The organism is Paenarthrobacter sp. CC6 (assembly GCF_040560085.1).
Taxonomy (GTDB): Bacteria; Actinomycetota; Actinomycetes; order Actinomycetales; family Micrococcaceae; genus Arthrobacter; species Arthrobacter nicotinovorans.
Genome location: NZ_JARDAN010000020.1, coordinates 62,625 through 80,253 on the forward strand (window position 1 = coordinate 62,625; position 17,629 = coordinate 80,253).

The window sequence follows — 17,629 nt, forward strand, 5'->3', positions numbered from 1 at the left end:
TTGAAAGCGAATGTCACATTCAGGTCACGAGGCCTGTCATCAATGCGAGAGAGCACCATCAACTGGCTTAGAGCCAGCCCATGGGGTCAACGACCTCGCCGTTGACCTGTACTTCGAAGTGGAGGTGGCAGCCGGTGGAGGCGCCTGTGGTGCCGCTCAGGGCTACGGTGTCCCCGCGGTTGACCGTCTGGCCCACCTGGACGTTGAAGGACGACAGGTGGTTGTACGTGGTCTCCAGGCCGTTGCCGTGATCCACAACCACGCGGTTGCCTCCGCCGTACTCGTGCCACCCGGCAAAAGTAACTTTGCCTGCTGCAGCTGCATGCACGGCAGTTCCGCATTGGGCCACGAAGTCCTGGCCGCGGTGGAAGTCGCCGGTGCCGCCCGTGAGGGGGCTGACGCGGTAACCGAAGGGGGAAGCGGTGGTGAGCGTGTCGAGGGGGCTGCCCAGGGTGCCCACGGAAGAAGCACGCTGGATGCTGCCGGCCGACTGGGCGCTGAGCAGTTGCTTCAGTTTTCCGTCAGGGTCCGCAGCGGTGGCTACAGCTGCGCGGCTGAAGTCGATTTTGGCTGATGCTGCCGCGGAAACCTCGGGCTGGCTTCCCACAGTGCCGCCAACGGCCAGGGCAGATTCGGACTGTCCCGATTCCGAGGTGGCCATGACGGGGCTGGTGGCCGGCAGGCCGACAGTCAGGGCAAGTCCGGTGGCGGCAAGCGCAACTCCGGCCTTCTGCCCGACGCCACTTGCTGCGGCGAAGTCGGCAACCTGGCGCAACGGGCTCTTACGGCGGCGCACCTGGCGTTCGGTGTCGCGGGGCCGGATCTCCGTTACGACGCGGGCTGGCCGCAGCTCAGTAGCGGGGCCGGACGCACGGCGGCGGCCCCTGACGTTCTGCGATGTCAAACTCTGTTCCTCTCTGAAAAGCCTGCGAAGTTAGCTGTCGGATTCGGGTCAGAGAGTTCAAAGACCCGGTCCGCACGAAGCGCTCACGGCACACAGGTATCCAAGGAGGGACTTGCATCAATGGGCACTTCTGCTGCGGACTTCACCCCAAGGCTGCTTCTTTAGACAGCCGCTTGTGGTTCCCCCGCCTCTGCCAGTGGTGATGGTTCACCCGATCCGCTGGCAGAGCTCGGCTCCGGATCAGGTAACGCTTTGGTATCAGCGCTAGTAGATAACTATAGGGGATTAAGGCCCTTGGTAATAAATTCGTTATCAACAGAAAGACGCCTGCGGCGGCGGGCCCTTATCATCAATTTCGAAAAACCGCAGGTCACACGCGCGCCAAAGCCCCTCAAAGTGAGGTTTGACACTGCCGGGAGGGTTGTCGGACCGGAAGGCTGTCAGTTGAGGGACACGAAGACGTGCGCTGCAACTTCAGGCGGGAGCTCCAAGGCTCCTTCGATGCCGGGCACCCGGACGGAGATGTACTCGCCCACGCGCTCGAGGGAGACCGGCGCCCCGGGCCGGATTCCGCCCTCATCCAACTGGGTGAGCAGTTCCGGCTCCACCTGGATGGGCTCGGCCAGCCGCGTGACGACCACCCGGGAGTCGGAGGCGTAGCCGTCCATGGCCTGCAGGAGGTTCACGTCGATCCGGGGGAACTGTGTTCCGGCCATGCCTCCCAGTGCTTCCAGTCCCGGAATCGGATTTCCGTAAGGTGACTCGGTGGGATGCTCAAGCAGTTCATAGAGCCGGCGCTCCACGCGCTCACTCATCACATGCTCCCAGCGGCAGGCTTCATCATGCACGTACGCCCAGTCGAGTCCGATGACATCGGCCAGGAGCCGCTCCGCCAGGCGGTGCTTCCGCATGACTTCGGTGGCCCGCTTGCGTCCGACTTCGGTCAGCTCCAGGTGGCGGTCGTTGGACACAATCACCAGGCCATCGCGCTCCATCCGGCCGATGGTCTGGGAGACCGTGGGGCCGGAGTGCCGCAGGCGTTCGGCTATGCGGGCCCTGAGAGCCACGATGTTTTCTTCTTCAAGCTCCAAAATGGTCCGAAGATACATCTCAGTGGTATCGATCAGATCCGTCATCCAGCTCAGCTCTCCTCGAACGCAGTTCTTGCGTAATCTCCACCGTACCGCGTCCCATACCGGGGTGGGCGGTGCCACCGCCACCCTTTGAACGCCAACCCCCAGCCTAGCTTATTTGGAATTACTCCGGATAATTCCGGACCCATTGCGGTCGCATCTTGTTCGTCCGCGTTCCACGTGGCGGACTATGACAGGGGCAGGTTCCTGCGCGCGGGCCATGTCAGGCAGAATTGGGGTGTCGAAGGGGCAGCTGACGCCACCTGCCACGACCCATCTTGAGCCGATACCCTTTGGAGCCACACGTGAGCGACAACAGCATCACCATACCCGCCGACCTCCTGCCGAAAGACGGACGCTTCGGCGCTGGACCGTCCAAGGTCCGCCCGGAACAGCTCGAGGCCCTGTCTGCCGCTGCCACCACCATCCTGGGCACCTCCCACCGGCAGGCTCCCGTCAAGAACCTGGTGGGTTCCGTCCGGGAGGGCCTGAGCCAGTTCTTCCGCGCCCCCGACGGCTACGAGGTTGTCCTCGGCGTCGGTGGTTCCACCGCGTTCTGGGACGTCGCCGCGTTCGGCCTGGTGGACAAGAAGGCCCAGCACCTCTCCTTCGGCGAGTTCGGTTCCAAGTTTGCCGCCGCCACCAACAAGGCACCTTTCCTGGATGCGTCCTCCATCATCAAATCCGAACCCGGCACCCGTCCTGCCGCTCAGGCAGAAGCCGGCGTTGACGTGTACGCGTGGCCGCAGAACGAAACCTCCACCGGCGTCGCGGCTCCCGTAAAGCGGGTCCAGGGAGCCGACGAAGGTTCGCTGGTCCTGGTGGACGCGACCTCCGCCGCCGGCGGCCTGGACGTCGACGTCTCGGAGTCGGACGTCTATTACTTCGCGCCGCAGAAAAACTTCGCCTCCGACGGCGGCCTGTGGCTCGGTCTTTTCTCCCCCGCCGCGTTGGAGCGGGCCGCCCGCATCAAAGCCAGTGGCCGCTGGATCCCTGACTTCCTGGACCTCCAGACAGCCATCGACAACTCCAAGCTGAACCAGACGTACAACACGCCGTCGCTCTCCACCCTGGTAACGCTGGATGCCCAGGTGCAGTGGCTGAACAGCAACGGCGGCCTGGACTTCGCCAGCAAGCGCACGGCAGATTCGGCCAACCGCATCTACTCATGGGCAGAAGCTTCCGAGTACGCGACGCCGTTTGTCGCCAACGCCGAAGACCGCTCCAACGTCATCGCCACGATCGACTTCGACGATTCGATTGACGCCGCCGCCATCGCCAAGGTCCTGCGGGCCAACGGCGTGGTGGACACCGAGCCGTATCGCAAGCTTGGCCGCAACCAGCTGCGCATCGCCACGTTCGTAGCCATTGAACCGGACGACGTCTCGGCCCTGCTCGCCAGCATCGACTACGTGGTGGGCGAACTGAAGAAGTAGCTCCCCCAAAAAAGGATCGACCGGAGCCGCCTGGGTCATGCCCGGGCGGCTCCCCCGTTTAAATCCCCCACGTTTAAATCCCCCAAGGCGCCTTAGCGGACCGGCCCAGGGCCGCCGTCGCCATCCTCAGTAACCGGACCGGACAGCAGCGACTCCACCCGGAAATGCCGCAGGCCGCGGGCCCTGCGATCGAAGCGGAGGCGCAGCTGCTTGGCCCTGATGATCCACACCAAACCCACGACGGCGGTGCTGACGCCGGCTACGGCCGCGACGCCGACAGCCCAGCGGGGGCCGCCCACATTGGCCACCCAGCCCACCAGCGGAGCGCCAATAGGTGTGCCGCCCATGAAAATAGCCATATAGAGGGACATCACGCGGCCACGCATGACTGCCTCGGTGGTGGACTGTACGTAACCGTTGGCGCTGGTAATCAGGGTCAAGGCGAACAGGCCACATGGGACCAGGGCGAGCCCGAACATCACGGCGTTGGGAGCCAGGGCTGCGAGGGCACTTGCCACGCCGAATCCACCGGCTGCAGCGAAGATCAGCCTAAGGCGGGGCCGGCCACGGCGCGCGGCCAGCAGCGCCCCGGTCACTGAGCCGATGGCCATGACGGAGTTCAGCAGCCCGAATGCGCCTGCATCCATGCCGAACTGCGTACCCACCATGGCTGCGATGAACAGCGGGAAGTTAAGTCCGAAAGTGCCCACGATGAAAATGGCCACCAGGACCACCTGGATATCGGGCCGGCTCCGCACGTAGCGCAGCCCTTCCCGGATTCGTCCCTTCCCGGCGGCGGCACGGGGTTGGGCACGAAGCGACGACACCGGAATCAGCTTCAATGCCACAAGCATGGCCACGAACGAGACCGTGTTGATAAGGAAAACCCAGCCGGGGCCCACCACCACCGTCAGCACGCCCGAGACCGCGGGTCCGATCATGCGTGCCACGTTGAAGGAAGCGCTGTTGAGGGCCACCGCATTGGACAGGTAGTCGTCGGTAACCAGCTCGGAGACGAATGTCTGGCGCACCGGCGCGTCCAGGGCAGTCACGATTCCCAGGAGCAACGCGAAAATGTACACGTGCCACAGCTCAGCCACGCCCAGCAATACCAGGATGCCCAGGCCGGTACTGAGCAAGGCCATGGCTATGAGCGTCATGAACAGCAGCTTGCGGCGGCTGTAGCGGTCAGCCAGCAGGCCCGCCCAGGGCGCAAGGAACAGTTGAGGCCCCAGTTGCAGGGCCAAGGTAATGCCCATCGCCCCGGCGTCATGCGCTGTCAGATGGTCAAACACCAGCCAGTCCTGGGCTGTGCGCTGCATCCAGGTCCCGATGTTGGATATCAGCGCACCGAAGAACCAGATGCGGTAGTTGAGGATTCCGAGCGACCTAAACGTGGACATCAGTGTCCGCCATCCATTGAGTCACCCAGTGTTTCCGCAATGCTTATTCAGCCCCGGCTTCGTCGCTGTCCACAGCGATGTCTTCGTCCCCGGACTCGTCCGGTTCGTCGTCGTCTTCGGCGGCCGGGCCGGTTGCCTCGTCTTCGGCAGCCTGCACGGACTCTTCGGAAACGTCACTTTCTGTCTCCTCCACCAAGGGCGTCTCGTCCTCGGGCCGGACACGCTTGGCCCAAGGCACCCACTCCGGCGCCAGGATGGAATCCTCGGAAGGCAACAGCCCGAGCTCACTCACAGTGACGATCTTGGAACGCGAGTTGCGGGTCACCACGGCATACCACTGCCAGCCGCCGTATCCGGCAAGCTTGGACTCAAACAGGTGGGTGACCACTCGGTCACCTTCGGACTTGGCGCCAAGGTGCGCGCCCACCTCGCCCGGTTTGGCGATGCCCTCCACAGCCTCACGGGCAGTATCGACGGCGGCTGCCAGGAAGGCGTCCGGCTTGCCTGTGCGCCACACGGGCAAACCGGCACGCGGCTTGGTGGCCGTGGGCTTCCGCGCGGGAGCTTCCCCGTTGCCAGGAGCCTGGGCACCACGAGGACCTGCCCCGGCGTTATCCAGGACATCCTGTGCGGGCGTTGTTTCCTGTGCGGATTCCGAGGTCATGGCCGGTCCTAGGCTTCCAGCTCGTCGGCAACCTTGCGCAGCGCCATGCTGATGGCCTTGGCCTTGTTGCCATCGGGGTACTTGCCGGAGGACAACGAACCGGAGAGGTTGTCCAGGACGGTGACCAGATCCTGCACCATCGGAGCGAGGTCCCTGGCATTCATGCGCTTGGCCTTGGCAATCGACGGAGTCTTCTCCAGGACGCGAAGTCCCAGTGCCTGGGCACCGCGGCGGCCGTCGGCGACGCCGAACTCCACGCGGGTACCGGCCTTGAGCTCCGTTACGCCCGCAGGCAGGGACGTCTTGGGCAGGAAGACTTCCTGGCCGTCTTCAGCTGCGAGGAAGCCGAAGCCCTTTTCCTTGTCATACCACTTGACCTTGCCGGTAGGCACGTAATCAACCTTCTTCGTTCTTGCTGTGGGAGACACGCCGGGCCGTTACCGCATCCGCAGATAGCTGCGGGATCGAGGGTGACAGTCCGGTCCGTGTTGGTCTGTTCCTTCAAGGTTATCCTGCCGGACCCTCTAATCCCGCTTTGTCGGCCATGCACGGGCAAGCTGCGGCTTCATTTCCTGCGGCGCGCAGCCCCGGACTCTCTGCTGCTAGCGTTGAAGGCATGACTTCCCCGGGTTACCGCCGCCCCCTTATGATTGCCGCCGTCGCCATTGCCGCCTTTTCCCTGGCAGCTGTTGCCGTGGTCATAGCAGTGGCATATTACGGTGGCGTGGCACCCGTTTGGGTTACCTCCACTGCCCTTTATGGTTTGCCTGTGGCCTTCACGCTCGCGATGGTCCTGATGCTGGACGCAGTCCGGCAACGCCGCCGGCAGTAGGACGGCCGGCCCAGGATCGGGCACGAGTTGCCGCGGGGCGGTAACGTTGGATTGATGTCCCTTATTCGCGCGCTCAGCAAGGAACTGGAAGCGCGCAGCGACAATTCGCTGCGGGCCTTGTTTGCCGCGCGGCCTGATCTCATTTCCCCCATGGCGCCGGACTTTGCGGCATTGGCTGCGAGGGCGAGCGCACGCGTCAGTGTGCAGCGGGCACTTGAACGCCTGAACAAGCCGGAAATGCAGGTCCTGGAAACCCTCCATCTGTGTACCAACACCGATACCGGGCACAGCGTTTCGGCGGCAGGGTTGAAGAAGGTCATCGCCGGTTCCACTCTTTCGGCCTTGGACCCGATCCTCGCAAAGCTGCAGGAGCTGGCCTTGATCCACCGGGCTGACCCGCCCCAGGGTTCTCCGCCCACCTCGTCGCGCCAGCGTTTCTACCTTCCGGTGGGCAGCCTCAAGGACGTGATCGGCATCTACCCGGCTGGACTGGGCAGGAGCTACACGGAACTGGTGCGGTTGCAACCCGCTTTCGCCCAGCGGGTGGTCCAGTTGGTCGCCGAGCTGCACCAAAGCGGCCTGGGAATCCATCCGGCCAGCACACCCATGGATGCGGCCCTGGCCCTGCAGCGATGGACGGCCACTCCCGAGAACCTGCGGGCCATCCTTTCGTCAGCGCCCGAACGGACGCTTGGCCTGCTGAACAAGTTCGGCGGCTGGGCCATGGGCGCAGTACCCCAGGCACAGCGGCGGGCTTCCGTTACGCACGAAAGCCACGACGTCGGGCCCATTGACTGGTTGCTGGCGCGCGGCCTGCTGGTTCCCCTGGATGCCGGCCACGTCGAATTGCCCCACAGCGTGGGCCTTGCGCTCCGGGGCGGCGCCATCATTGACGACTTCACTCTTTCCCCGCCGGTTCCGGAGTTGGGGCACACCAGTGCGGCACTGCGGCGCAACGCGGCCATGGGTGCCATCGCGGAAACACTGCGGTTGGCCAACGAGCTGCTGTTCGCTGTCCGGGAGCAGCCTCTCACCACGCTCCGGAGCGGTGGCGTGGGCGTCCGGGAACTGCGTCGCCTTGCCGAGTCGATCCGCCTGGGTGTGCACGAAACGGCGATTCTCCTGGAGCTGTGTGCCTTGTCCGGCCTGCTGCGCCTGGACGTCGACAGTTCAACGTGGATCCAGCCGCCGTCCCTGGAATGGCTCAGTCTGCCCCGGCAGGAACAATGGCTGTGGCTGGTCAATGCCTGGCTTGCCAGCGAGCGCGCCCCTTCGCTGGTGGGGCAGCCGTTGACGGGCCCTTCGTCCTCGACGGCCCATCATGGTGCAGCGGGCACCACCATCAACGCCTTGTCCGCAGAGGCCCAGCGGCCGGATGCCCCGGTGGTCCGGCGTCGTGTCCTTGAAATCCTGAACGAGCTGACCGTCGAGGCAGCCGCGCCCGACGGCAAAGCACCTGTCCTGGACGCCAGGGCCGTACTCCAACGCGCCGAGTGGGCTCAGCCGAGGATGTCCCGCCGTTTCAGCTCCCTGGTCCGCGGCATCCTCGAAGAGGCCGCCCTGCTGGGTTTGATGGGTTCCGGGGCGTTGACGCAACTGGGCTCAGCTATTGCCGATGCCCAGCCGGAGCAGGCCATCACCATCCTCGGCGAGCATCTGCCGGCCGCCGTCAACCACATCCTCCTGCAGGCCGACCTGACGGCCGTCGCCCCGGGCTACCTGGCTCCGGAGCTAAGCGAGACGCTGTTGCTGATGGCCGACGCCGAAGGCCAGGGGCCGGCGTCGATCTACCGTTTCTCTGCCATCACCATCCGCAGGGCCCTCGACGCCGGACAGGACGCGGAGTCGCTGTTGGCTTTCCTTCGCGAGCACTCGGCCACCGAGGTACCCCAGCCATTGGCGTACCTCATCCAGGACACAGCCTCCCGCCACGGCCGCCTCCGGATCGGAACCAGTGCCAGCTTCATCCAAAGTGACGACGAAACCGCCATCTCCGATCTCCTCCAGGAAGCCAGGACCTCCGTGCTGAGCCTGGTACGCATCGCCCCCACCGTGCTCACGTCCTCGGCCAGCCCCCGTGAAACGGCCCGCGTCCTGCGCGAGCTGGGACTTTCGCCGGCCGTGCAGGAGGCCGAACCCGCCGTCGTGCGTTTCAAGCGGACCACCGCGGTGCCGGGCAGCGCGCGGCCTGTCTACACCGCCCCCAGGACCGCACCCCCGGACGACGACGTCGAGGCGCAGCTGACGGTTCTACGTCAGCATCGCGGCGTCCCGGCCGAGGCGACGGGCGAGGCATCCACGCAGCTAGGCCTGGAGACGCTCCAAACCGCGATCCGGCTCAAACAGGCGGTCACCATGAACGTGGTGGACAGCCTGGGGAATGCCAACACCGAAACCGTTGTTCCTGTATCCGTCTCCGGCGGACGGGTCAGGGTGTTCGATCCTGCCAAGGACACCGAACGGGTGTTGTCCATCCACCGGATCATCGATGTGGAACCCGCCGGAGAAATGCGTTCATGAAAACAGCGCTGCCAGCCAAACGGCGCTTTGACGGTGCCAAGTGAGGATTCAGCTGTGAACGTGAGGACGAGACTGTGAACGTGAGGATTCAGCTGTGAACGACGGTCCCCTGATCGTACAAAGTGACAAAACCATACTGCTCGAAGTCGACCACGAGCTCGCCACCGAAGCCCGGCACGCCATTGCGGCCTTCGCCGAACTGGAGCGCGCCCCGGAACACATGCACAGCTACCGGCTCACGCCACTGGGCCTGTGGAATGCACGCGCTGCGGGCCTGGACGCCGAGCAGGTACTCGATACCCTGCTGAAGTACTCGCGCTTCCCCGTGCCGCACGCACTACTGATCGACATTGAAGAAACCATGTCCCGCTACGGCCGCCTGCGGTTGGAGAAGGACCCCCAACACGGCCTGGTGATGCGCACCGACGACTATCCGGTACTCGAGGAAGTCATCCGCGCCAAGAAGATCGCACCCCTGCTGGGGCCGCGGATCGACGGTGAAACCGTGGTGGTGCATTCCTCGCAGCGGGGACAGCTGAAACAGTTGCTCCTCAAACTGGGCTGGCCCGCCGAAGACCTCGCTGGATACGTTGACGGGCAGCCACACCTCATCATGCTGGACGAGAGCGGCTGGCAGTTGCGGCCGTACCAGAAGCTGGCCACGGAGAACTTCTGGGCCGGCGGCAGCGGCGTCGTCGTGCTCCCCTGCGGTGCCGGGAAGACACTGGTGGGCGCGGCAGCCATGGCGACGTCCTCCACAACAACCCTGATCCTGGTGACCAACACTGTTTCGGCGCGGCAGTGGAAGGACGAACTCCTCAAGCGGACGTCCCTCACCGAAGACGAAATCGGTGAGTACTCCGGCTCCGTCAAGGAAGTCCGGCCCGTCACGATTGCCACCTATCAGGTCCTCACAACCAAGCGCGGGGGCCTGTATCCGCACCTGGAACTCGTGGATGGGCACGACTGGGGACTCATCATCTACGACGAGGTCCACCTGTTGCCTGCCCCGATCTTCCGCATGACGGCGGATCTGCAGGCCCGCCGTCGTCTGGGCCTCACCGCCACGCTGGTCCGTGAGGACGGCCGGGAAGGCGAAGTCTTCAGCCTCATTGGTCCCAAGCGGTACGACGCGCCATGGAAGGACATCGAAGCACAGGGTTACATCGCACCTGCGGACTGCGTCGAAGTGCGGGTGGACCTCCCCCGCGACGAACGCGTGGCCTACGCCATGGCCGACGATGCCGACAAGTACCGCCTGTGCGCTACCTCCGAAACCAAAACCAAACTGGTGGAAGACCTGGTGGCCGTCCACAAGGGCGAGCAGTTGCTGGTGATCGGACAGTACATCGACCAGCTGGATGAAATTGCCGAGCGCCTGGACGCGCCCCTGATCAAGGGCGAAACCACTGTCAAGGCCCGCCAGAAACTCTTTGATGCTTTCCGCAAAGGCGAGATCCAAACCCTGGTGGTCTCCAAGGTAGCCAACTTCTCCATTGATCTCCCCGAAGCGTCCGTGGCCATCCAGGTGTCAGGTTCCTTCGGTTCCCGGCAGGAAGAGGCGCAGCGGCTGGGGCGCCTCCTGCGTCCGAAGCAGGACGGCAGGGCTGCCCGGTTCTACTCACTGGTGGCCAGGGATACGCTCGACCAGGACTTTGCCGCCAAACGCCAACGGTTCCTGGCCGAACAGGGCTACGCCTACCGGATCATGGATTCGAAGGACGTCGGCAAGGACGTGGGTCAGGAACAGTAGCGGCCCTTCCGGGAATGTACCTCAGGACCCTTGCTATTCACCTCCAGCGAATTTACGATTCCTAGTGAAGCTCTCCGCCCTACGTGGTTGCCCCTGGTCCAGGCAATCCGGCGGCCAGCCGTCGGCGGTGGGGGTAGCCCGCAGCCAGGGAGCCGGCGGTTCGAAGGCCTAGAAGAATCCGAAAAGAAGTTTTCCCCAGAGGATTCCCCATGCGTAAAGCCCTCCTGGTCATTTCCGCAATCGTCCTGTTGTCAGCACTCGCGCAGTTGTTTTTCGCAGGATACTTCCACTTCCAGAACACCATTGAAGCCCAGCGCGAAGCTGGTGTCTTCCACGTGATGAACGGCCAGTATGTGCTGCGTTACTCGGCGCTCCTCGCCGCCATTGTGGCCGCCATCGCCCGGATGGGCGCCCGGACAATCTGGCTGGCAGCCGGAATTTTCCTGCTTTCCTGGGTCCAGCTGTTCATTTTCATCATCGGCGGCATGTTGACCGGTTCTTCGGAAGACTTCATCACCCCTGCCGGATCATGGGTTGTCTCCATCCACCCGATCACCGGTGTGCTGATGATCTTCATGTCCTACTGGCTCTTCAACCGCGCACGCGCAGCGGCCCTCAATCCGCAGCCGTTGCCTCCGAAAGCTGCTGCTTCGGATGCTTCTGCCTCCTCCAGCGCAGCCTGAGCAAAGGCAGCTGTGAATACCTCGCAGCTGCTGGCGGTGGATTTGGTGTTGTCCATCCTCGCGGCCGCAGCCTGGACGGCTGCCGTGTGGATGACTGTTGTTTCAAGCACTGACCCCAAGCCGGGGCCGCGCCGCGGGATTGACCTGGCTTTGCTGTTGGTGGGTATTGCCGTGATCGTGACGGTGTCACGCTATGCCTTGCTTCCGTCTTTGGTGGCCGGCGGTTGGTGGTTTGCCAGCGAACGCATAATCATCAGTCTGCCTCTGACCGCCATCCCCGCGGCTTGGGCCGCGATGGCCGGTGTTCCGTTCTTGCTGAGGAGGCGGAACACCGGCGCCAAACCTGCCAGGGCCCGGTGGTGGTTCGGGCGAAGCCGCCGAGGGGCGGTGATGGCAATGGTGGCGGCGGCCTCGTCCGCTGCCGCCGCACTGGTTCTAGTCCTGGTCCTCGGACCGTTCCCCGCACCGTGGAGCATCGCAGTACTTCTCTTCATGGTGGGCGGAACAATGCTGATCGCCTGGATCGCCCTGGGAAAGCCGGCCGGCACCGGCGTCGCGCGAACCCACGGCAGACGTTCGACGACGGCGTCGGCCGCCGTGGCCGCCCTTATGCTTTGCACAGTGTTGGGGTCGGGAGTCTTTGCATGGCTCGGGAGCCGCTCCGCCGATGGCGCGGCGATAGCCGCCGCTGTAAGCCATCACCGCGGTAACAGCGCCGCCACGGTCGCGGACCCGACGCCGGTGACCAGCCTCGTGGGTGAGACACCCAAAGATGCGGTGGTCCGGCACTACGAGCTAACCGCCCGGGTGGAGCAGCTGACCCTGCCATCCGGACGAACCACGGAAGCCTGGACCTTCGGGAGCGTTCCTGGCCCGATGATAGAAGCCACGCTGGGCGAGGTAGTGGAGGTGGTTCTCAAGAACCGGGATGTCGCCGCCGGTGTGACTGTCCATTGGCACGGCTACGACGTCCCCAATGCCATGGACGGAGTGGCTGGCGCAACACAGGACGCAGTGATGCCTGGCCAGTCCACCACCTACCGCTTCACCGCAGCACAGGCCGGTACGTACTGGTATCACACACATCAGGATTCGGCCGAGGGGGTCCGCAAGGGCCTCTACGGCGCATTCGTCGTGCACCATCCCGCGAAGGTCCGTGCTGACACGGATATCGTGGTGGCGGGGCACGACCTCAGCGGTCTGGGGTTGCTGGGCTCCTCAGACCGCAGCAGCGAATACCGGGCCGCCCCGGGGACGAGTGTGCGGGTGCGGCTGGTGAACACCGATTCCTTGCCCCAGCGCTACCTTGTGGAAGGCACGTCCTTCAAGGCCGTGGCCGTGGACGGTACCGACGTCAATGAGCCCGGGGACATCAAGGGAAAGTTGGTGCGGCTGGGAGCGGGCGGCCGGGTGGATGTTGCTTTCAGCATGCCGGACTCCCCCGTCACCCTGCGCTCGGATTCGGCAGCCGACGCCGTGGTGGTCATTGCCCCACCCGGATTCCCCACAACGGCCCAAGGGCGGGCGCCGTCAGGCGTTTTTGCCACCACTCCTGTGCTGGACCTTTTGGATTATGGCAGTCCACTGTCCGCCGGGAATACGCTGGCCGGAACTCCGACAGAGGCGTCCGGTTCACCTGCCTCTGCTGTCACCCGCGAAGAGGTAGTGGTGCTGGACCGGCAATTTCGTTTTGTGGATGGTGTCCCGCGGTATGCCTTCACTGTGAACGGGGCGGCGTACCCGCTGGTGCCGTCCATTGAGGTGGCGGAGGGTGACACCGTGAAAGTGACGGTGGTGAACAGGACCGCCGAACCCCACCCGATGCATCCGCACGGTCATCACGTACAGGTCCTGAGCAGGAACGGCGTGGCACCCAGCGGCTCACCACTGGTCCTGGACACCGTGGATGTGCTGCCCGGCGAAGTATGGGAAGTACTGCTGCACGCCGACAACCCGGGAATTTGGATGGATCACTGCCACAACCTGGATCATGCTGCCGAGGGCATGATGATGATGCTCAAATACGAAGGCGTGTCATCACCGTTCGTCCACGGCGGCCACGCCGGGAACCGGCCCGAGTAAGGCGTTCAGGCGACCTGCCAGGGGTTCAGGCGACCATCCGGTTTGAGGGCGTGGTGTCCACTTGGTCAATGACGGCCCAGGAGTCCGCGTCGCGGAGCTGCGCACTGGCGAAGCGTTCTGCCTCCATGAGGTCCTGGAAGTCTTCACGCCGGACCCGTCCGGCGTCCGTGTCCAGGTAGGTGACATGGAATTCGACCTCACCGGTGAGGTGATGGATGCTGACTGGAGCTGCTGTGTTTGCCATGTTTTAAGTGTGGAACGGGGCACCGACATTTTTGGAAGCATCGGCGGGCGTGTTCGGATTTAGCGTCTTCAGGACTGGCGGAGGTATTGTGCCGACACCCGGCGGACCGTCTCGCTGAGCGTGTCCAGTGCAGAGGACGCCGTGCGCCACCGCTGCCAGTAAAGCGGCACATCGAATGGCTGCTCCGGAGCGAGCTCGATCAGCCGCCCGTCCGCAATGTCGGGACCGCATTGGACTTCCGGGATGAGACCCCAGCCGAGTCCCAGCCGGATCGCATCGCCAAAGTCCTGGGATGCCGGCACATAGTGGCGCGGGCCTTTCCTCTCGGGAACCGGCCGCCCCTCGGCGTTGATCACGGACTGGACGAAGGCCCATTGGTAGGTGTCTTTGCGGTCGAAGTCCACTGTTGGCGCAGCATTGAGTGCTGCGCCGTCGAGGCCCATGGGAAGGCCCGGAAACCAACGTTCCACGAACGTCGGAGCGGCCACGGGGAGGTACCGCATGATGCCGAGGCTTTCGACGCGGCAGCCTTGGACGGGCTCGGGCGTGGCCGTCACAGCAGCCATGACCGTGCCTGACCGGAGCAGCGACGTGGAGTGCTGCTCGTCGTCACGGTGGAGATCGAACGTGACGTTGAGGCTGCCGGGCACTTGGGCAAGCGCCTTCAGGAACCACACCGCCAAAGAATCCGCGTTGACCACGATCGGCAGGGCCAGTTGGGGCTGGCCACCATCCAGACCCAGTTCCTTGCCCGCGTCGGCTTCCAGCTGTCCCACCTGCCGCGCCAGCCGCAGGACGACCTCGCCGGCTTCAGTTGCCAGGGCAGGGTTGCTGCGTTGCAGCAGTACCCGGCCCGTGGATTGTTCCAGTGCTTTCAGCCTTTGGGACACCGCCGACGGCGTGATGTGAAGCATGCGCGCCGCCGCTTCCAACGTGCCCTCGGAGAGGACAGTGGCAAAGGTCAGCAACTGTTCGGATGGAAACTGGCTCATAAGCTCAGCTTACGCAGATTCAGAAACTTTAGCTGGTCTTAGGTTTGGGACCGCCGTAACTTCGGGAGGGTGACTTCCCTTGACTACTTCCATTCCGCAGGCCTCGGCCTGGCCACGGGTCTTGCCCTCATTGTTGCCATCGGCGCCCAGAATGCGTTCGTGCTGCGCCAAGGCATCAGAGGCGAACACCTCGTCCCCATCGTCGCTGTCTGTGCGCTTTCGGATGCCGTCCTGATCGCGGCCGGAGTCTTCGGTACAGGTGCGCTGATGACGGCAGCGCCTGCCGCCGTCGTCGTCCTCCGCTATGTAGGCGCCGCATTTTTGGTGACGTACGGCGTGATGGCGGCCAGGCGCGCCATGCGGCCGCAGTCGTTGACGATGGGCGAAAGCACCAGTGGTAACGGTGGTACCGGCCGCAAGGGCGGCGCCCTGGCCGCGGTAGCCACCGTCCTCGCACTGACCTGGCTCAATCCGCACGTCTACCTGGACATCGCCCTCATCGGCTCGCTGGCGAACGCCCAAGGCAGTCCCCTGCAGTGGTGGTTCGGGGCCGGCGCCATGGTGGGCAGTATTCTCTGGTTCTGTTCCCTGGGATTCGGTGCGAGGTTCCTCCGCGGCTTCTTCGCCCGTCCGTTGTCCTGGCGGTTCCTGGACGGCGGGATTGCCGTGACCATGGTGGCGCTGGGAGTCGGGTTGGTCCTGCAGGCATAACCAACCTGACACGCCGTTGGCACTTGGGGGGCTCACATGCAGCATTCAGAGAACTCCCAGTTTCTGGGAGCACTATGGGTGTCATGAAAAAGAACGGTCCTGAAGCCAAGCTCCTTGTGGTTGACGACGAGCCCAACATTCGCGAGCTTCTTTCCACGTCTCTGCGTTTCGCCGGCTTCGAGGTGGTGGCCGCGGCCAACGGTCGCGAAGCCCTCGCCGCCGCCGACCTTCATGCCCCGGACCTGGCGGTCCTGGACGTCATGCTTCCGGACATGGACGGTTTCACCGTCACCCGCCGTCTCCGCGCGGCCGGCAAGCACTTCCCCGTGCTTTTCCTGACCGCGAAGGATGACACCGAAGACAAGGTCACCGGCCTGACGGTGGGCGGCGATGACTACGTCACCAAACCGTTCAGCCTTGACGAGGTTGTGGCCCGGATCCGCGCCGTACTCCGCCGCACGCAGCCGCTGGAGGACGATGACGCCGTCATCCGCGTCGACGATCTTGAACTCGACGACGACGCCCACGAAGTCCGCCGCGGCGGCACCGTGATCGAGCTGTCCCCCACCGAATTCAAGCTGCTCCGCTACCTGATGCTCAACCCCAACCGCGTGTTGTCCAAGGCCCAGATCCTTGACCACGTGTGGGAATACGACTTCAACGGAGATGCCTCGATCGTCGAGTCCTACATTTCCTACCTTCGCCGCAAGGTGGACATCGATCCCGATGCCGCAGCCCTCATCCAGACCAAGCGCGGCGTGGGCTACGTGCTGCGAACGGCAGAGAAGCGCTGACCTTGCTGCAACGCTGGAAGTCGGCTTCCCTGCGGTCGCAGCTGGTAGCCATCATCATGTGCCTGCTCCTGCTTGCCCTCGCGGCAACCGGCGCGGGTACCCTGACGCTCGTCAAGAGCTACCTGCAGGGCCAAGTCGACGACAAGCTCAAGGCCGCCGTCGCCTTGGCCCAGGACCGCCAGTCCTTCGACAGGCTGACCGAGCCTAACAGCGCCGTGCCCGCAGACACCGCGGTTCCCACGGACTATTCCCTGACGCTATACGTCCCTGACCTTGCACCGTATCCATTCGGCGGCAGCCAGAGCGATCGTCCGGCGATTTCCAACATCACCCCGCTGGAAGCGAAGCAGCGCGCCAATGCGCCCTTCCAGGTCAAGGGAACCGCCGGAACCAACTGGCGGGTTGTTGCTGTGGGAGTCGTGGCCAACGGGCAGAATGGCGTGGTCATCATTGGGCTGCCGCTAACTCCCGTGGACAAGGTCATGGAGCACGCCGTTCTCGTGGTGGTGGGCGTCGGCCTACTGACGCTGGTCCTGGCGTTCTTCATAGCCACCTGGACAGTTGCACGGTCCTTCCGCCCTCTGGCCAAGGTGGAAAAGACCGCAGCAGCCATTGCCGCAGGCGACCTCTCCCGCCGTGTGGAAGTAGACAATCCGCATACCGAAGTGGGCAGGCTCGGCGGTTCCCTCAACGCCATGCTCGCCCACATCGAAGCCTCGTTCGCCGCACGTGCCGCCTCTGAGGGCCGGATGCGCCGCTTTGCCGCGGACGCGTCCCACGAACTGCGGACTCCCCTGGTGACTATTCGAGGCTTCTCCGAGCTGTACCGGCACGGAGCCCTCTCCACCGAGGAAGACGTGGCCATGGCCATGGGGAGGATCGAAAGCGAAGCCAAGCGGATGGGTTCAATGGTGGAAGACCTGCTGCTTCTGGCGCGCCTGGACGAACAGCGGCCGCTCCAGCTCAAGCCTGTAGACCTGCAGCTCCTTGCCCACGACGCCATGGTGGACACCAAGGCCTCCTCCGGCGACCGGACCATCACCCTCACAGGTCTCGACGGCGATTCCCCCTCTGCGGCGCCGGTCCAGGGGGATGAAGCGAAACTTCGGCAAGTGATTGGGAACCTGGTGGGCAACGCCTTGCGGTACACGCCGGAGGGAAGCCCGATTGAGCTCGCCGTCGGCGTAAGCACCACTCCCGCCGGGAAGATGTCCGTCATTGAGATCCGCGACCACGGGTCCGGCATTCCGGAGTCGGAAACCAACAAGATCTTCGAACGCTTTTACCGGGCAGACACCTCGCGGACCCGGGAAACCGGTGGCAGTGGCCTGGGACTGGCGATTGTGGCGGCGATCGTCGGCTCCCACGGTGGCTCGGTCCAGGTGACAGAGACCGACGGCGGCGGCGCCACTTTGGTGGTCAGCCTCCCCTTCCGTGAAGAACCGGCCGAGGTGACGTCCGCATAGTGCTTTTGCACA

The 17,629-nt window shown here is 64.3% G+C and carries 16 protein-coding genes and 1 riboswitch; of the genes, 9 read left to right on the top strand and 7 right to left on the bottom strand.

Going from position 1 to position 17,629, the window contains the following annotated elements; genetic code table 11:
* Positions 1-67 precede the first annotated feature (67 nt).
* A complete protein-coding gene (locus PV760_RS17815; RefSeq protein ID WP_018779573.1) occupies positions 68-904 on the bottom strand; it encodes a M23 family metallopeptidase in 837 nt (278 codons plus the stop codon).
* A 4-nt stretch (positions 905-908) separates the two neighbouring features.
* Positions 909-1,149, bottom strand: a riboswitch (cyclic di-AMP (ydaO/yuaA leader).
* A 195-nt stretch (positions 1,150-1,344) separates the two neighbouring features.
* Positions 1,345-2,040: an iron-dependent transcriptional repressor DtxR gene (locus PV760_RS17820; protein WP_018779572.1), complete on the bottom strand. Its 696-nt coding sequence runs from the start codon at positions 2,038-2,040 to the stop codon at positions 1,345-1,347.
* 302 nt (positions 2,041-2,342) lie between these two features.
* On the opposite strand from PV760_RS17820, the gene serC reads away from it, so the two are divergent.
* Positions 2,343-3,473, top strand: coding sequence for a phosphoserine transaminase (serC, locus tag PV760_RS17825; protein ID WP_189076048.1), 1,131 nt, complete (start codon positions 2,343-2,345; stop codon positions 3,471-3,473).
* Positions 3,474-3,565: 92 nt separating this feature from the next.
* Here serC and PV760_RS17830 read toward each other — a convergent pair whose 3' ends face one another.
* From PV760_RS17830 to PV760_RS17840, 3 genes are read right to left on the bottom strand one after another with little or no spacing between them, the layout of a single operon-like run.
* On the bottom strand, positions 3,566-4,876 hold the full coding sequence (locus PV760_RS17830; protein ID WP_354628366.1) for an MFS transporter: 1,311 nt from the start codon (positions 4,874-4,876) through the stop codon (positions 3,566-3,568).
* A gap of 43 nt (positions 4,877-4,919) precedes the next feature.
* Positions 4,920-5,540, bottom strand: a complete 621-nt coding sequence (locus tag PV760_RS17835; RefSeq protein ID WP_039240013.1) for a DUF3027 domain-containing protein — start codon at positions 5,538-5,540, stop codon at positions 4,920-4,922.
* An 8-nt stretch (positions 5,541-5,548) separates the two neighbouring features.
* Positions 5,549-5,932, bottom strand: a complete 384-nt coding sequence (locus PV760_RS17840; RefSeq protein WP_011773749.1) for a cold-shock protein — start codon at positions 5,930-5,932, stop codon at positions 5,549-5,551.
* A 224-nt stretch (positions 5,933-6,156) separates the two neighbouring features.
* Here PV760_RS17840 and PV760_RS17845 point away from each other — a divergent pair, with 224 nt between their 5' ends.
* From PV760_RS17845 to PV760_RS17865, 5 genes are all read left to right on the top strand, one after another.
* Positions 6,157-6,372, top strand: a complete 216-nt coding sequence (locus tag PV760_RS17845) for a hypothetical protein (RefSeq protein ID WP_055973402.1) — start codon at positions 6,157-6,159, stop codon at positions 6,370-6,372.
* Positions 6,373-6,426: 54 nt separating this feature from the next.
* Entirely contained in the window at positions 6,427-8,892 is a 2,466-nt protein-coding gene (locus PV760_RS17850) for a helicase-associated domain-containing protein (RefSeq protein ID WP_354628367.1), read from the top strand.
* Between the two features lie 94 nt (positions 8,893-8,986).
* Entirely contained in the window at positions 8,987-10,645 is a 1,659-nt protein-coding gene (locus PV760_RS17855; RefSeq protein ID WP_018779566.1) for a DNA repair helicase XPB, read from the top strand.
* A gap of 209 nt (positions 10,646-10,854) precedes the next feature.
* Positions 10,855-11,328 carry a hypothetical protein gene (locus tag PV760_RS17860; protein ID WP_018779565.1) on the top strand — a complete coding sequence of 158 codons (474 nt, stop codon included), beginning with the start codon at positions 10,855-10,857 and terminating at the stop codon, positions 11,326-11,328.
* Positions 11,329-11,340: 12 nt separating this feature from the next.
* Entirely contained in the window at positions 11,341-13,410 is a 2,070-nt protein-coding gene (locus tag PV760_RS17865) for a multicopper oxidase family protein (protein WP_354628368.1), read from the top strand.
* A gap of 25 nt (positions 13,411-13,435) precedes the next feature.
* Here the strand turns inward: PV760_RS17865 and PV760_RS17870 are convergent, their stop codons facing one another.
* Both PV760_RS17870 and PV760_RS17875 read right to left on the bottom strand, forming a co-directional pair.
* Entirely contained in the window at positions 13,436-13,654 is a 219-nt protein-coding gene (locus PV760_RS17870; protein WP_193590977.1) for a hypothetical protein, read from the bottom strand.
* A 68-nt stretch (positions 13,655-13,722) separates the two neighbouring features.
* Positions 13,723-14,646 (bottom strand): LysR family transcriptional regulator ArgP, encoded by a 924-nt coding sequence (locus PV760_RS17875; RefSeq protein WP_039240008.1) that lies wholly within the window; start codon positions 14,644-14,646, stop codon positions 13,723-13,725.
* Positions 14,647-14,715: 69 nt separating this feature from the next.
* Between PV760_RS17875 and PV760_RS17880 the strand changes: the two genes are divergently transcribed.
* From PV760_RS17880 to PV760_RS17890, 3 genes are all read left to right on the top strand, one after another.
* Positions 14,716-15,357: a LysE/ArgO family amino acid transporter gene (locus PV760_RS17880; protein WP_354628369.1), complete on the top strand. Its 642-nt coding sequence runs from the start codon at positions 14,716-14,718 to the stop codon at positions 15,355-15,357.
* Positions 15,358-15,440: 83 nt separating this feature from the next.
* Entirely contained in the window at positions 15,441-16,151 is a 711-nt protein-coding gene (locus PV760_RS17885) for a response regulator transcription factor (RefSeq protein ID WP_026267426.1), read from the top strand.
* Between the two features lie 2 nt (positions 16,152-16,153).
* A complete protein-coding gene (locus PV760_RS17890) occupies positions 16,154-17,617 on the top strand; it encodes a sensor histidine kinase (RefSeq protein WP_354628370.1) in 1,464 nt (487 codons plus the stop codon).
* Positions 17,618-17,629 lie beyond the last annotated feature (12 nt).

Excerpts from the sequence above, each read along its gene's own strand:
- PV760_RS17820 (WP_018779572.1), bottom strand. The coding sequence starts at position 2,040 with ATGACGGATCTGATCGATACCACTGAGATGTATCTTCGGACCATTTTG.
- PV760_RS17850 (WP_354628367.1), top strand. The coding sequence starts at position 6,427 with ATGTCCCTTATTCGCGCGCTCAGCAAGGAACTGGAAGCGCGCAGCGAC.
- PV760_RS17870 (WP_193590977.1), bottom strand. The coding sequence starts at position 13,654 with ATGGCAAACACAGCAGCTCCAGTCAGCATCCATCACCTCACCGGTGAG.
- PV760_RS17845 (WP_055973402.1), top strand. The coding sequence starts at position 6,157 with ATGACTTCCCCGGGTTACCGCCGCCCCCTTATGATTGCCGCCGTCGCC.
- PV760_RS17835 (WP_039240013.1), bottom strand. The coding sequence starts at position 5,540 with ATGACCTCGGAATCCGCACAGGAAACAACGCCCGCACAGGATGTCCTG.
- PV760_RS17860 (WP_018779565.1), top strand. The coding sequence starts at position 10,855 with ATGCGTAAAGCCCTCCTGGTCATTTCCGCAATCGTCCTGTTGTCAGCA.
- PV760_RS17830 (WP_354628366.1), bottom strand. The coding sequence starts at position 4,876 with ATGTCCACGTTTAGGTCGCTCGGAATCCTCAACTACCGCATCTGGTTC.
- PV760_RS17885 (WP_026267426.1), top strand. The coding sequence starts at position 15,441 with ATGAAAAAGAACGGTCCTGAAGCCAAGCTCCTTGTGGTTGACGACGAG.
- PV760_RS17875 (WP_039240008.1), bottom strand. The coding sequence starts at position 14,646 with ATGAGCCAGTTTCCATCCGAACAGTTGCTGACCTTTGCCACTGTCCTC.